Origin of the sequence: Bradyrhizobium ivorense (assembly GCF_900696085.1) — a bacterium.
GTDB classification, from domain to species: Bacteria; Pseudomonadota; Alphaproteobacteria; order Rhizobiales; family Xanthobacteraceae; genus Bradyrhizobium; species Bradyrhizobium ivorense.
This window is the reverse complement of record NZ_CAADFC020000004.1, coordinates 470,742-484,710: the sequence shown is the minus strand read 5'-3', so window position 1 is coordinate 484,710 and position 13,969 is coordinate 470,742. Positions and strand designations below refer to the sequence as shown.

Here is a 13,969-nt window from a genome sequence, read left to right as displayed (position 1 = left end):
CATTGCAATAGGTCTTTGATGATCCGGATCATTCTGTTTCTCCTGCTGATCGCGGTCGTTGGTGGGGGCGCGGCCTGGCTGGCCGATCAGCCCGGCGATCTTGTGCTGTCATGGGGCGGGCTGCGCCTGACGTCGAAGCAGCCGCTGTTCCTGCTCGCGCTCGTGCTGGTCGGCGCGATGCTGGCAGGCGTGATCCTGCGCGCGCTGTGGAAGGTGCCGGCTTACGTCCGCCGTAACAGGCGCGAGCGGCTGCACGCCCGCGGCCGCCGCGCCATCACCCAAGGTTTGCTCGCGATCGGCCACGGCGATTCGACCTCGGCGCGCGTGCATGCCGAGGTGGCGCGGCGCCATGCCGGCAACGATCCGCTGACACTGCTGTTGCACGCGCAATCGGCGCAGCTCGACGGCGACCGCGACGGCGCGCAGCGCGCCTTCCGCGCCATGGCCGAGCGCGAAGACACGCGGCTGCTGGGCCTGCGCGGCCTGTTCATCGAGGCGCAGCGCGCCGACGATCCGGTCACCGCGGTGATGGTCGCGGAGGAAGCGCTGAAACTGTCGCCGTCGTCGTCATGGGCCTCGCATGCGGTGCTCGGCTTCTGCTGCGCCAAGGGCGATTGGGCCGGCGCTCTCTCGATCATCGACAACAACCAGAGCTCCGGCCTGATCGACAAGGCGACCTACCGGCGCCAGCGCGGCGTGCTGCTCACGGCGCGCGCGCTGGAATTGGAGAGCGTCGATCGCGACCTGGCGCGCGAGAGCGTGAAGGAGGCGGTCAAGCTGGCGCCGACGCTGATCCCGGCCGCGGTGTTGGCGGCGAAATTCGAGAGCGAGGCGCATCAGGTGCGCCGCGCGATGCGCCTGGTCGAGACCGCATGGCTGGCGCAGCCGCATCCCGACCTCGCCGACGCTTATGCCCATGTGCGGCTCGGCGATGCCGCGCGGCAGCGCCTGGTGCGGGTCGAGACGCTGGCGGCGAAGACGCCGGGCCATATCGAAGGCGCGCTGGCGATCGCCCGCGCCGCGATCGATGCCGCCGAATTCGCCAAGGCGCGCGCGGCGCTGGAGCCGTTCACTTCAGCGCCGACCCAGCGCGTCGCGCTGCTGATGGCCGAGATCGAGCGCACCGAGCACGGCGACAGCGGCCGCGCCCGCGCCTGGACCTTGCGCGCGGTGCGCGCGCTGCACGATCCGGTGTGGACCGCCGACGGCTATGTCTCGGACCGCTGGCGTCCGGTGTCGCCGGTCACCGGCCGGCTCGACGCCTTCCAGTGGCAGACCCCGGTCGCCGCCCTGCCGTCGGACAAGGGCAGCGCGATCGAGACCTCGCCGTTCGAGGAAGCGATGCTGGCGCCGCGCCCGGTCGAGCCGCCGAAGCCGGCGGCCGGCGAGCTGCCGGCCCCCGCGCCAACACCGGCCGAGCCGATCGAGGTGAAGCCGGCCGAGCCAGCCCCGACCGTACAGGACAACGCCCCGGTGCCCACGGCCCTCGAAGCTGAACCGGCCCCGGCCGAAGTGGTGGCCGCACCCGAGCCCGCCCCAAAGCCCGAATCAGCGCCCCCGGCGCCGGCCCCCTTGTTCCGCTCCCGGACCGACCTGCCAAAATCAGCGCCGGCCCCGATCCCGGCCGTGATCCCGATCGTCCGCGCCCCCGACGACCCCGGCGTCGACGAGGACGGCCCCGCGGACGAATTCGCGGAACAAATCGGCCCGCCAAAGGCCCAGATCGGCGGCTGGAAGGGATTTCTGTCACGTTTGGGAAGCTAATCTGCGGTTAGATGTCAGCAGAAGCGCGGGTTGCAGACCCTTTGCCTTGCCAATTGGGCCCATGCCCGATATCAGGTGGCACGCGTTATCAGGCACTCGCCGAACGGTCCGCCGCAATAGCTCAGTCGGTAGAGCACGTCATTCGTAATGACGGGGTCGGGGGTTCGAATCCCTCTTGCGGCACCAGCACTTAGCCCCGATTTCGCGACTTCAGATTTTGCCATAGGTGCGGGAGGCCATCCGCGCTGCTTCCCGGACGCGTGGAAATCGACTTCGCCCCTTGCGCCGATAGCCGCAGCTCGCTCCCGTGAAAGGGAGGCGGCCGTTGCCTTGGCTGAGCCGATCCGATGCAGTAACCTCATTGAGCGCATGACAACCATGTTAAGCGGAGGCCCTCCGTGGAACATCGAGGCATCAGCTTTTCAGTCATAGAAATGAGCTACCCGAGCGGTTGGAAATGGACCGTGGGAAAGGGCAGGACAGTCTCGGTCGGCGTTTGCGCTACTAGGCAGGATGCGATCCGTCAGGCTCAGACTTTCATTGACGCAATCATGGACTGGGCAGCGTAGAGGCCCTCGGCCCCAATTTCTGGAATTTTCTGCATCGTGCCGAGAGGCATTATGGGCCGATCCGCGCCGACGAATTTTGGCCCTACCCCCGGGGGCGCACCCTAGGCCAGGAGGGATCGGCCGCGCGGCGAGGGGGCTAGTTAGACCGCGCCGTAGAAGTGCCGGTATTGCCAAGCCGCTTCCCTGTGCAGCTCGGGTTCAGACCATGCCCGGTCGTTGAAGCGCGTGACGGACATCAGGGAGAGATCAACGCGCGGCTCGCCGTCCACTATCCAGGTTGCGAGCAGCTCTCCAACGGCTGGCGAAATCGAAAGTCCGGCGACATTGCATCCGCTTGCAAAGTAAAAGCCCGCAGTCCCGGGCGCGGGGCCGAGAATATGATGACCGTCGGCCGTCATCGTCGGTATGCCGCCGCGAAATTCTCGCACCTTGGCGGTTTGCAGGACCGGGAACTGATCCTTGACTTCGATGGCGGCAGCACGAAGCACCTCGATGTCGAGTGGCATGTCCTTGACGTCGAAATTGGCACCGAGCGACTGCATGTCGAAAAATCTCGGCGTTTCCTCGTAAACGCCCCAGAGGAAGCCACCCTGGCACGGGCGCGTGTACACCGCGGCATCCATGATCCGAACCATCGGCAGGTCGGCGCGCGCGCCGTCCAACGGTTCGGTCACGATCAGTTGCTGTCGGGTCGGGACCAGCGGGACACGAATTCCACTTGCCTCCGCTACCTGTCGCGTCCATGCACCCGCCGCATCGACGACGATGGAGCCTTCAATGATGCCGTTCGCGGTGGTTACGCCCGTCACCTTGCCGGCGCTGATGTTCACGCTCAGCACGTCTGTGTTCGGCAACAGGGTCGCGCCCTGACGCGCCGCTGCCTTGGCGAAGCCGACAGCAACCTGAGCCGGGTCGAAATACCTGTCGTCGCCGATCCACATTGCCGCTACCACGCCCGTCGGCTTCAGAAATGGATTGAGGCGGCTGGCCTGCTCTGGAGAGATCAGCTCGACATCGAGGCCCATACGCCGACTGCGCTCAAAGTCGGCCTTGATCACCTCCGCGTCTTGCGGCCGACGCGCGATCTTCAGGCTGCCCGAATGCACCCAATCGAGAGGTTGTCCGGTTTCTTCGGTAAACGCCTCAATCTTGCGGCATGCGTCCTTGATGAGGCTCGTCATCAGGTCGCTTTTGCGAACGCAGCTCACCATGCCTGCAGCGCGCGGCGAGGTTTGCGATCCGATATCATGCTTGTCGACGAGAGCTACGCTGAGACCTTTGCGTTTGCTCAAGTAATATGCTGTGGCAGCGCCGAGGCCGCCGGACCCAATAATGATGGCATCGGCTTTGTTGATCATGACGCCGGCCCCGAAATGGATTAGGTGCGACCAAACCCTATCACGCGGCGGAGCCGACTGACCATGCCCGGCTGTCGTTGGCCCCAGCGCAGCGGCGGCTTTACGGCAATAAGAAAAAACGCCCCTGGATCGAATCCAGGGGCGCTGTCTGCTCGAATGCTGATCCCGGCGAAGCTACCGCGCTAATCCGCCACCGTCTGAATCACGCTGCTCACCGGCCGCGCCGCTGCGGTAGGCACCTTCTCGTTCTTCACCATCATCGCGTCGTATTCGGGCAGCGTCTCGAGCTGTTGCTTGGCCTTCATCCAGACCACCTTGTAGCCGCCGGCCTTCAGCTTGCGCAGCAAGGTCGGCAGCGCCTGGGCGGTGTGCTTCTGCAGGTCGTGCATCAGGATGATGCCCTTGTGCTCCTTGTCGAGCTTGGTCATCACGTTGTTGATCACCTCGTCGGCGTTCTTCGACTTGAAGTCGTTGGAATCGACGTCGACCGAGAACATCGCGATGTTGCGGGTGCCGAGATAGGCCGTGGTCGCCGGCGTGTGGGCCAGCGCCGGGAAGCGGAAGAACGGCGCGGGGTTTTGGCCGAGCGCGAGCTTCACCGCGCTAAAACCCTTCTCGATCTCGTCCTTGGCCTGCTGCTCGGTGATCTTCTTGCCGGCGAGATGCGCGTGCGACCAGGTGTGGGCGCCGATGGTGTGGCCGGCGGCGGCAACCTGGCGGAGAATGTCCGGATGGTAGGTGGTGTGCATGCCGATCGGGAAGAACACCGCCTTGGTGCACTCATCGGCCAGCGCCTTCAACACGGCGGGCGTGGTCGGCCACGGACCGTCGTCGAAGGTCAGCACGATCTCCTTCTCGGTCAGGAAGTCGTACTGCTTGTACTGCAGGAAGCCGAAGCCGGGTCCGCCGTTGGTGTCGACCACCACGGTGCGGCTGACGCCGAGCGCGTCGGGATTGTTGCAGGTCGTCTTCGGCGCGGCCGCGACCGGTGCGGGCTGCGGCGCCGGAGCGGGAGCCGGGGCCGGCGCGGCCTCGGCGCGCTTCGACGAGAGCGCCGCGGTGACCTCGACATCGTCCCTGGCGGCCAGCTTCGGCGCCGGCGCGGGAGCCGGATCGGCCTTGGCAGCCTGGGTTTGGGGAGCGGTGGCGCGGGAGGAGGTCCAGAACCACGCTCCGGCGATCACGACCGCCATGACAACACTGGCCAGCATCAGGCCCAATGGATTACGCATCGCTACAAAACTCTCTCGGAACTCGGGGGAACGCCAACAGCTGTAACGAGCGATTAGTGCCAACAAGGTCTTAACGCGATCCCAACACGGCGCCGGAAGCGGAAGAAAAAGCGTGCCTTGGACCCGTGCCTTGCACCTTCGTGACGACCGTCACAGTCGAGAATCGCGCGCCCGCGCAGGATCGGACCCGCCAACCGGCCCACGCCGCGGGGCCAATGGGAGCCGATCATGACCGCATTCAAAAGTCAGGTTGCAAAGGCCGGCGCCGCGCTGGCGTTTGCGGCTGCCGTCTCCGCGCTGTCCTCGACCGCGAGCTTTGCCTTCAGCGCGGAAGCGCAGCAGATGTGCACCGGCGACGCCTTCCGCCTGTGCAGCGACGAGATCCCTGATATCCCGAAGATCACCGCCTGCATGATCAAGCACCGCGCCCAGCTGAGCAGCGGCTGCCGCGTCGTGCTGGACCGCGATCTCGCCGCCCAGCGCCGCCCCTCGGCGGATTGATTGCGGTGCACTCAAGCGGCTGCGGCGACGAGCCGCGGGCCGGGGATCGCCCAAGGGATCGGCAAGAGATCGCCAAGAGATATCCGAGGGGATTGCCAGGCAAATCGGAACCTTGGTGCCCGTTCCGCCGTTTCAAGCTTCTGCGGCGCGCTGAAACCCTATAGAACCGGCGGCGCATTGATTAGAGGCTTTGAGATGACCCGATTCCTGCTTGCCGTGATTCCGCTGGTTCTGCTGACGTCCGCTGCTTCGGCGCAGCAACAACAGGGGCGAGAAGCCTGCACCCGCGACGCCCAGCGGCATTGCCGCCCCGTGCTCAATAACGGCGACGACGCCGTGCTGGCCTGCCTGCAGCAGCATCGCGCCCGGCTGAGCAAGGGTTGTCAGAAGACGCTGACCGAGCACGGGCAGTAGGGCCCAACCACCATCATTCTGGGCGATGCGAAGCATCGAACCGCGGTGCGCGCACCTGAGAATCTCGAGATTCCGGGTTCATCGCTGGTGCGATGCCCCGGAATGACTAAGCGACTACGTGCTGTTTCCCGCCGCGCCCGCGGCGGTCGCGACCACCGGGATCACTTCCCTCGCGGCCCGGTCCGGCGTCTCGTCCTTCCAGCGCACCGATCCGAACGGACGCTCCAGCATCCGGCGCACCCGCACCGGGTCGGGGCCGATGTGGAAATCCATCGCCTTCTGGTGCAACTCGCGCTCGGCCTGGGTGGCGCGGTTGCGCTGGCGTAGGAAATCGAGCCAGGTCGGGCAGTGATAGCGCTCGGTCCACAATTCCGGATCGGCGATGTCGCGCGCGATCGACCAGCCATAGGCGCCGTTGCGCTGGCGGCTGAGCTGCACGTCCTGCATCACGTTGTGAAAGGCGCGGGCGTTGTCCTGCGCCACCCGATACTCGATCTCGACCACCAGCGGCCCGCTGCGGGCGGTGAGCTGCAGCTGCACCTCGGGATCGGCCAGCGCTTCGCTGGCATCCTCGTTGCGGGCGCCGACCCGCGGCATGCGCAGCCAGATGCCGAGCAGCGGCGACAGCAGCATCAATCCGGCGGAAATCAGCAGCGCGGTCTCGACGCCGCCGATGTCGGTGATGCGGCCCCAGCCCCAGCTGCCGATCGCGATGCCGCCGGCAATCGCGGCCTGGAAGGCGGCGAGCGAGCGGCCCGCGACCCAGCGCGGCGCCGAGAGCTGCACGCCGATATTGAACAGCGCCACCGCGAGCATCCACGCCGCGCCGGCGACGACCAGGGCGGCGGCCGTGATCACCGGCTCCTTGCTCAACGCCACCGCGGCGATCGCCGCGCCCATCGACAGCGCGCAGGCGCGCACCGCGGCCTCGCCGCTGAGCCGGCTCCGGATCTGCGAAATATTCAGCGCGCCGACCACCGCGCCCATGCCGAAGGCGCCCAGCATGATGCCGTAGGTCTGTGCGCCGCCATGCAGCAAGTCGCGCGCCACCAGCGGCATCAGCGCCGAGACCGAGCCGCCGATGATGCCGGTCACCATGGTGCGGGTCAGCACGATCTTGATCGACGGCGAATTGGTGATGTAGCGCACGCCGGAAACCATGGCGCGGTTGAGCCGTTCGCGCGGCAGCCGCGACGGCTCGGTGACCCGATTCCACAGGAACAGCACCACCAGCAGCGGCAGATAGAGCACAGCGTTGGCGGCGAACGCTGCCACCGCGCCGGCGGAGGCGACCACGATGCCGCCGATCGCGGGGCCAAAGCTGCGCGCGATGTTGTAGCTGATGCCGTTGAGCGCGACCGCGGCCGGCAGCGTCTCGGCCGGCACCTGCTCGCTGACCGAGGATTGCCAGGCCGGGCCGAACAGCGCCATGCCGCTGCCGACGACGAAGCACAGCGCGAGCAAAATGTTTGGCGTCACCAGATTGAGCCAGGCCAGCACGGTTAGCGTGGTGGCGCCGACCAGCGCGATCGCGAGCGACACCAGCGCGACGATGCGGCGGTCATGCATGTCGGCGATCGCGCCGGCCGGCATCGAGATCAGCATCACCGGCAGCATCAGCGCGGTCTGCACCAGCGCGACCTTGTCGGCCTCCGACGTCATTTGGGTCATCGCCCAGGCGGCGCCGACGCCCTGGATCAGGATGCCCAGGTTGGAGAGCAGGCTGGCGAGCCAGATTCGCCGGAAGATTGAGTGCCATAACGGTGCAGTGATACTGTCGGTGCGTTGCCGCGGTTCGGTCATATCCGGTTCCGTTTGGCCTGCTATGGCTTGAATGAAGATTCCGGCTGCATCAAGAGATGCCCGCGAAACGCGTGTCCTGTCCAGCGTTTACGGTATCATTCGCCGGCGCAGGGCACAGCTAAAGTACTGAAACGCTTGGGGAAGGGGACAATGGGGCTGACGCGGCGAACAATTTTGCAAGGTGCCGGGGCGCTGTCCCTGATGGCGGGCCGATTCGCTGCGCCGGCGATGGCCCAGACGGCCGCGACAGCAGCGGCCGGCGAGATGCCGCCGATTCTGTTCGTGCATGGCAATGGCGACCAGGCGCCGCTCTGGATGACGACGATCTGGCGGATGGAATCCAACGGCGTGCCGCGCGAGCGGATGTTCGCGATCAATTTCACCGATCCGCTGGCGCGCACCGACGACAAGGTCGAGCAGGCGGGCCGCTCCTCGACCGAGGACCAGCGCCGCGAGCTTGCCGAGGCGATCAAGCAGTTGAAGCAGACGACTGGCGCCGCGAGGGTCGCGCTGGTCGGCAATTCGCGCGGCGGCAATGCGATCCGCAATGTCGTCAAGAACGGCAATGGCGGCGATGTCAGCCATGCCGTGCTGTGCGGCACGCCGAACCACGGCGTCTATGCCTGGGATGACGGCCTCGGCAACGAGTTCAACGGCCGCGGCCCATTCCTGCACGGCCTGAACGAGGGCGACAGCGAGGTGACGGCGGGCACCGCGTTCCTGACGCTGCGCAGCGACGGCATCGACAAGTTCGCGCAAGGCGACGGCCGCTTCGTCGGCAAGCCGGGCACGCCGACCAACATCACCGCGGAAGGGCCGGCGCTGAAGGGCGCCACCAACCTGGTGCTCGGCGCGATCGATCATCGCGAGACCGCCTTTCATCCGCGCGCCTTCCGCGAGATCTACAAGTTCATCGCCGGGCGCGAGCCGGCGCGAATCGAGATCGTGCCGGAGGCCGAAGTCAGGCTGAGCGGCATCGTCACCGGCACGCCGGGCGGCGTGCAGACCAATCGTCCGGTGTCCGGCGCGTCGGTCGATATCTATCGCGTGGCCGCGGAGACCGGCGAACGCATCGGCGGCCCAGTGCACTCGTCGCAGACCAGCGCCGACGGCCGCTGGGGCCCGGCGCAGGTCGATGCATCCTGGCCGCTCGAATTCGTGCTGACCTCGCCCGGCGCGGTGACGACGCACATCTACCGCTCGCCGTTCCCGCGCTCGTCCGACATCGTGCATCTGCGCGCGGCGCGGCCGCTCGGGCAGGCCGATGCCGGCGCCGGCGCGGTGGTGCTGATGTCGCGGCCGCGCGGTTATTTCGGCCTGCCGCGCGACGTCGTGCTGCTCGACGGCAAGGAGCCGACCGACGTCAAGAGCGGCGTGCCGACGGATTCGGTGACCACCTTACGGCTCGCTGCGGCGGATGCCGGCCGTCCGGTGATCGCGCTGTTCAACCAGGAGCGTATCGTGATGCGGGCCTGGCCGGCCGCAGAGAACCGGATTGCGGTCGCCGAACTGACCTACTAGTTGTTTTCAAGGTCCGCGCGCCTTGTTGGCGCCGGGATCGCCTGCCTGGATGACATTGTAGCCCGCACGAGCGCAGCGACTGCGGGTGTCTTGAAACCGGCCCCGGATGTCGCTTCGCTCATCCGGGCTACCACTGCGGGACACCCATGAGCATAGCCGAGGTCTACGACATCACGGTCACGCGGCGCCCCCTGGTGCCGCCGATGCCGCCGCGCGCGCCCGACAACATGACCGCGTTCGGGCGGATGCGGGCGATGCGCAACTCGCCGATCGAGACCTGGGGCGCGCGCGCCTATCAAGAGGATATTGTGCAGGGCCGTTTCTTCGGCCGCGCGAGCTTCATCCTCAACACGCCGGATGCCATCAGGCATGTGCTGGTCGACAATTTCGAGAACTACACCCGCACGCCGGCCGGCATCCGCGTGCTGCGTCCGATCCTGGGCGAAGGCCTACTCATCGCCGAGGGCCGGGCGTGGAAGCATCAGCGCCGCACCCTGGCGCCGGCGTTCACGCCGCGTGCGGTGACGTCGCTCGTGCCCTACATGGTCGCGGCGGTCGACGAGACCATCGCCAAGCTGAAGGCCGCGACCGACGGCCCGGTCGATCTGCGCGAGGTGATGCAGCGGATGACGCTGGAGATCGCCGGCCGCACCATGTTCTCGTTTGGCATGGACCGTCACGGCGCTGCGCTGCGCGATTTCGTCATGGAGTATGCGGACAAGTTCGCCCGGCCGCATATGCTGGACCTGCTGTTGCCGCTGAGCTGGCCGAGCCCGCAGGATTTCCGCCGCGCGCGCTTTCGCAAGCGCTGGACGGCGTTCGTCGGCGAGCTGATGGCCGAGCGCCGCGCCGCCGGCAAGAACGACAACGCGCCGCCGCGCGACCTGTTCGACCTGATGGGCGCCGCGCGCGATCCCGAAACCGGCCAGGCGTTCACCGACGCCCAGCTCGGTGACGAGGTCGCCACCATGATCCTGGCCGGCCACGAGACCACCGCGACCGCACTGTTCTGGGCGCTCTATCTGCTGGCGCTGGATCCCGCGACTCAGGAACAGTTGGCGGCCGAGGTGCGCGGTGTGGCAGCAGTTGGCGCGCCAGACATCGAGCGGCTGAAATTCACCCGCGCGGTCGTCGAGGAGACCATGCGGCTCTACCCGCCCGCATTCCTGATCGCGCGTGCCGCGGGTGGTCCGGACACCATCGCGGGGCTTCCGGTCAAGAAGGGTGACCTGATCCTGATCGCACCATGGCTGCTGCACCGCCACGAGAAACTGTGGCGCGATCCCAATGCATTTGTGCCGGCGCGCTTCATGACCGAGACGCCCCCCGACCGCTTCGCCTATCTGCCGTTCGGCGTCGGCGCCCGCGTCTGCATCGGTGCGCATTTCGCGCAGGTCGAGGCGACGCTCGCGCTGGCCAAGATCATCGGCGCGTTCCGCGTCGCCTTGGCCGACAAGGAGCCGGTGATCCCGATCGGCGTGGTGACGACGCAGCCGAACCGGTCCCCGATGTTTGCGATCAAGCCGCGGTAGTCAGACCTGAATCGAGCCTCGAATCCAGCCTTGCGCCCCGGCTTCAGCCATCTCATGTTAGGTGCTTCATGAGCGATATTCAGGCCCAAATCTCGGTGTTGCGGCAGACCACGGATCCCGCGGTCGCCGAAGCCATTGCGCATCTGATCGCGAAGGGCGAGGACCACGAGCTCAACCGGGTCAATGTGCTCGACTTCGCCAAGCACAAGGGCTTCGACGAGGAGCGGGTGATCTCCGGCTTCCTGCATGCCGCGCGGCTCGGCCTGTTCGAATTGACCTGGAATGTGCTCTGCCCAGGCTGCGGCGGCGTGCTCGATGCCCACGCTACGCTGAAATCGCTGCGCAGCGACGACTATCAATGCGGCCTTTGCGCCTGCGGCTATGAGGCCTCGGTCGACGAGCAGGTCGAGGTCGCCTTCACAGTGAGCCCGCGGGTCCGCCGCATCGCCGCGCATGATCCGCATACGCTGCCGATCTGGGACTACTACAAGCAGATCTTCTGGAGCTCCGGCATCGACTTCAACAAGGAGTCGTTCGACGAGCTGTCGCAGGAGGTGGTGCTCGACGCGCTCGAATTGCCGGCCGGTGAAAAGGCGGTGCTGTCGCTGAATCTGCCGAAAGAGTTCATCATCGTGTTCGAGCCGGTGACGCATTCGGCGCAGTTCATCGACGTGCAGGGCGAGCCGACCAAGGACCGCCAGCATCTGTCGCTGATGTACAACAAGGTGCATGCGCCGGTCGGCAACATGACGTTGCGGCCCGGCCCCTTAAGGCTGTCGCTCGACAACCAGGCCGGCGTTCGGGCGTTGCCGTCGGTGTTCATCGCAGCCGAAGCGCTGCATCATCTGATCGGCAAGCGGAAACCGTTCCTCACCGCCAAGCGCGTCTTGAGCAACCAGACTTTTCGCGACATCTACAAGGCCGACAATCTCAATCTCGACCAGCGGCTCAAGATCACCTCGCTGACCTTCCTGTTCACCGATCTCAAGGGATCGACCGCGCTCTATGAGCGGGTCGGCGACCTGGCCGCCTTCGACCTGGTACGCGCGCATTTCCACGCGCTGCTCGACATCATCGCCTCGGAGCGCGGCGCCGTGGTGAAGACCATCGGCGACGCCGTGATGGCGACCTTTGTGCGTCCCGAACATGCGCTGGCCGCGGGCTTGCGCATGCGCGCGGCGATGAAGACGCTCAACGACGAGCGCGGCAAGGAGGATCTGGTCGTCAAGATCGGCATTCACGAAGGCCCGTGCCTTGCGGTGATGCTGAACGAGCGGCAGGACTATTTCGGCCAGACCGTGAACATCGCGGCACGGGTGCAGAGCCTGTCGACCTCGCAGGAAATCCACCTCACTCAGCCGGTGATCGCTTCGCCCGAAGTGACCGGCATTCTGGAGCGGGCGTCGATCAAGCCGATCCAGAAGGAAGCGGCGCTGCGCGGCATCGCCGACAAGATGGTCGTGTACGAGATACCGTGATTGCGCCAGCGGCAGCCGTCATTGCGAGCGAAGCGAAGCAATCCACGCCTCAGCGCGGGGATAGATGGATTGCTTCGCTTCGCTCGCAATGACGACGAGACCGGCTAGATTGCCGAAACGTAATGCCCCTGCGGGAACCGACACCAATTGCACCTAGTCTGTTTCCACGCCATATAGCCTGCAACAGGCTTCATTCGACAGAGAGAGCGATGCTCGACGGACTCCGCCAATTCATTGCCGATATCGTCGGCCCCGATCAGCAGGCTGACCGGACCTTCGACGACAACGACTATCGATTGGCAGCGACCGCGCTGCTGGTCCATGTGGTCTCGCTGGACGGCGAGCCGACGCCGGCCGAGAAGCGCAAGCTGCACTCGTTGATTGAGAGCCGATTCCAGCTCGATCCCGGCACCGCCGACAAGCTGATCACCTCGGCCACGCGTGTCGAGGGCGACTCCGTCGATCTCTATCGCTTTACCAGCGTGATCATGCGCTCGGTGAACGAGGAGGGGCGGCTGCGCATCGTCGAGATGATGTGGGAACTGGTCTATGCCGACGGCCAGGTCAGCGAGTTCGAGGACAATGTGGTCTGGCGTGCCGCCGATCTGCTCGGCGTGTCCTCGCGCGACCGCATCGATCTCAAGCATCGTGTCGCCGAAAAGCAGGCGGCGTTGCCGAAAGGCCCCTGGGGCGCGGCCGACGCGGCAATCTGACACGTCGCCGCGCGCAGGCGCGGCCACGATCGCGCCACCATCACAGATGACGAAACTTTAATGTGCGGTTCGGCCTGTCGCCATCCGTGGTGATGGGCTGAAAATCCGGCATTTGACTGCAAAATCGGCGTAGAACCGCTGTCCACAAAGTCGACGGACGGCTTGCGTCCCACCGCATGCCTATGCTCTCGTCGCCCTGTTGGGGACCTCTCTGGAATTTGAATAAGAGTTTGAACGTGACCGAGCGTGTGACGCTGATAACCGGGGCATCGGCGGGCATAGGCACCGAACTGGCGCGCATGTTTGCATCGAACGGTCACCGCGTGGCGCTGGTGGCGCGGCGCGCCGATCGCCTCAAGGCGCTCGCCGATGAACTGGGCGGCAAGGGCTGTGCCGTGCCGATCGTGATCCCCTGCGACCTGCAGCAGCCGGACGCCGGCGACAGGATCGAACAGGCCCTGCGCGAGGCCGGCGTCGAGGTCGAATATCTCGTGAACAATGCCGGTTTTGGCGTGTTCGGCCTCGCCGTCGCGCGCGACCGCGCCGAGCAACTCAACATCATCACGGTCAACATCCGCGCGCTGACCGATCTCACGCTGCGCTTCGCCGACCAACTGATTCGCAACCGCGGCGGCATCCTCAATCTGGGCTCGATCGCCGGCTTCCTGCCGGGGCCGGGCATGGCGGTCTACTACGCCAGCAAGGCCTATGTGCTGTCGTTCTCCGAGGCGTTGCGCTGCGAGCTGGCGCCGCAGGGCGTGCGGGTCACCGTGGTCTGCCCCGGCCCGGTGCCGTCCGAATTCCAGGACCGCGCCGGCTTCGCGCCTGGCTTCGATTCCGCGATTCTCAACGTTGCGGCGGCCGAGGTCGCGCGCCAGGCCTATCGCGGGCTGATGGCCAACAAGCGTGCCGTGATGCCCGGCTTCTTCATCAAGATGGTACCGTTCCTGCTGCGTTTTTTCCCGCGCTCCTTCATTTTGACGGCGGTCGGCGGCTTCCAGCTCCGCAAGCGCTAACCGGTAACGCTGTTCTGGCCCGCGATTTGCTTCGCGGGGCTGTGTGCGCAAACTCACACGATCTTAAG

The 13,969-nt window shown here is 66.1% G+C and carries 11 protein-coding genes and 1 tRNA gene; 9 read left to right on the top strand and 3 right to left on the bottom strand.

Going from position 1 to position 13,969, the window contains the following annotated elements:
* The first annotated feature begins 18 nt into the window (after nt 1-18).
* Entirely contained in the window at nt 19-1,764 is a 1,746-nt protein-coding gene (locus CI41S_RS03120) for a heme biosynthesis HemY N-terminal domain-containing protein (RefSeq protein WP_139857384.1), read from the top strand.
* A gap of 110 nt (nt 1,765-1,874) precedes the next feature.
* Nucleotides 1,875-1,950: transfer RNA gene (locus CI41S_RS03115), tRNA-Thr, on the top strand.
* A gap of 523 nt (nt 1,951-2,473) precedes the next feature.
* On the opposite strand, the gene CI41S_RS03110 is transcribed toward CI41S_RS03115, so the two are convergent.
* Nucleotides 2,474-3,691, bottom strand: a complete 1,218-nt coding sequence (locus CI41S_RS03110; RefSeq protein WP_139857382.1) for an NAD(P)/FAD-dependent oxidoreductase — start codon at nt 3,689-3,691, stop codon at nt 2,474-2,476.
* 182 nt (nt 3,692-3,873) lie between these two features.
* Entirely contained in the window at nt 3,874-4,923 is a 1,050-nt protein-coding gene (locus CI41S_RS03105; protein WP_139857380.1) for a polysaccharide deacetylase family protein, read from the bottom strand.
* 228 nt (nt 4,924-5,151) lie between these two features.
* Here CI41S_RS03105 and CI41S_RS03100 point away from each other — a divergent pair, with 228 nt between their 5' ends.
* Nucleotides 5,152-5,424 (top strand): hypothetical protein, encoded by a 273-nt coding sequence (locus tag CI41S_RS03100; protein ID WP_139857378.1) that lies wholly within the window; start codon nt 5,152-5,154, stop codon nt 5,422-5,424.
* A 195-nt stretch (nt 5,425-5,619) separates the two neighbouring features.
* Nucleotides 5,620-5,838, top strand: coding sequence for a hypothetical protein (locus CI41S_RS03095; RefSeq protein ID WP_139479517.1), 219 nt, complete (start codon nt 5,620-5,622; stop codon nt 5,836-5,838).
* Between the two features lie 114 nt (nt 5,839-5,952).
* Here the strand turns inward: CI41S_RS03095 and CI41S_RS03090 are convergent, their stop codons facing one another.
* Entirely contained in the window at nt 5,953-7,641 is a 1,689-nt protein-coding gene (locus CI41S_RS03090) for an MFS transporter (RefSeq protein ID WP_139857376.1), read from the bottom strand.
* 150 nt (nt 7,642-7,791) lie between these two features.
* Here CI41S_RS03090 and CI41S_RS03085 point away from each other — a divergent pair, with 150 nt between their 5' ends.
* The 5 genes from CI41S_RS03085 to CI41S_RS03065 all read left to right on the top strand — a co-directional run bounded on the left by CI41S_RS03085 (nt 7,792) and on the right by CI41S_RS03065 (nt 13,901).
* Complete coding sequence (locus CI41S_RS03085; RefSeq protein ID WP_139857374.1) at nt 7,792-9,162, top strand: hydrolase; 1,371 nt, start codon at nt 7,792-7,794, stop codon at nt 9,160-9,162.
* 146 nt (nt 9,163-9,308) lie between these two features.
* Nucleotides 9,309-10,694 carry a cytochrome P450 gene (locus tag CI41S_RS03080; protein ID WP_139857372.1) on the top strand — a complete coding sequence of 462 codons (1,386 nt, stop codon included), beginning with the start codon at nt 9,309-9,311 and terminating at the stop codon, nt 10,692-10,694.
* A gap of 68 nt (nt 10,695-10,762) precedes the next feature.
* On the top strand, nt 10,763-12,172 hold the full coding sequence (locus CI41S_RS03075; RefSeq protein ID WP_139857370.1) for an adenylate/guanylate cyclase domain-containing protein: 1,410 nt from the start codon (nt 10,763-10,765) through the stop codon (nt 12,170-12,172).
* A gap of 209 nt (nt 12,173-12,381) precedes the next feature.
* A complete protein-coding gene (locus tag CI41S_RS03070) occupies nt 12,382-12,885 on the top strand; it encodes a tellurite resistance TerB family protein (RefSeq protein WP_139857369.1) in 504 nt (167 codons plus the stop codon).
* 236 nt (nt 12,886-13,121) lie between these two features.
* Nucleotides 13,122-13,901 carry an SDR family NAD(P)-dependent oxidoreductase gene (locus tag CI41S_RS03065; RefSeq protein WP_139479511.1) on the top strand — a complete coding sequence of 260 codons (780 nt, stop codon included), beginning with the start codon at nt 13,122-13,124 and terminating at the stop codon, nt 13,899-13,901.
* Nucleotides 13,902-13,969: the final 68 nt, after the last annotated feature.

Coding starts and splice junctions, on each gene's coding strand:
- CI41S_RS03120 (WP_139857384.1), top strand. CDS start 19: ATGATCCGGATCATTCTGTTTCTCCTGCTGATCGCGGTCGTTGGTGGG.
- CI41S_RS03110 (WP_139857382.1), bottom strand. CDS start 3,691: ATGATCAACAAAGCCGATGCCATCATTATTGGGTCCGGCGGCCTCGGC.
- CI41S_RS03105 (WP_139857380.1), bottom strand. CDS start 4,923: ATGCGTAATCCATTGGGCCTGATGCTGGCCAGTGTTGTCATGGCGGTC.
- CI41S_RS03100 (WP_139857378.1), top strand. CDS start 5,152: ATGACCGCATTCAAAAGTCAGGTTGCAAAGGCCGGCGCCGCGCTGGCG.
- CI41S_RS03095 (WP_139479517.1), top strand. CDS start 5,620: ATGACCCGATTCCTGCTTGCCGTGATTCCGCTGGTTCTGCTGACGTCC.
- CI41S_RS03090 (WP_139857376.1), bottom strand. CDS start 7,641: ATGACCGAACCGCGGCAACGCACCGACAGTATCACTGCACCGTTATGG.
- CI41S_RS03085 (WP_139857374.1), top strand. CDS start 7,792: ATGGGGCTGACGCGGCGAACAATTTTGCAAGGTGCCGGGGCGCTGTCC.
- CI41S_RS03080 (WP_139857372.1), top strand. CDS start 9,309: ATGAGCATAGCCGAGGTCTACGACATCACGGTCACGCGGCGCCCCCTG.
- CI41S_RS03075 (WP_139857370.1), top strand. CDS start 10,763: ATGAGCGATATTCAGGCCCAAATCTCGGTGTTGCGGCAGACCACGGAT.
- CI41S_RS03070 (WP_139857369.1), top strand. CDS start 12,382: ATGCTCGACGGACTCCGCCAATTCATTGCCGATATCGTCGGCCCCGAT.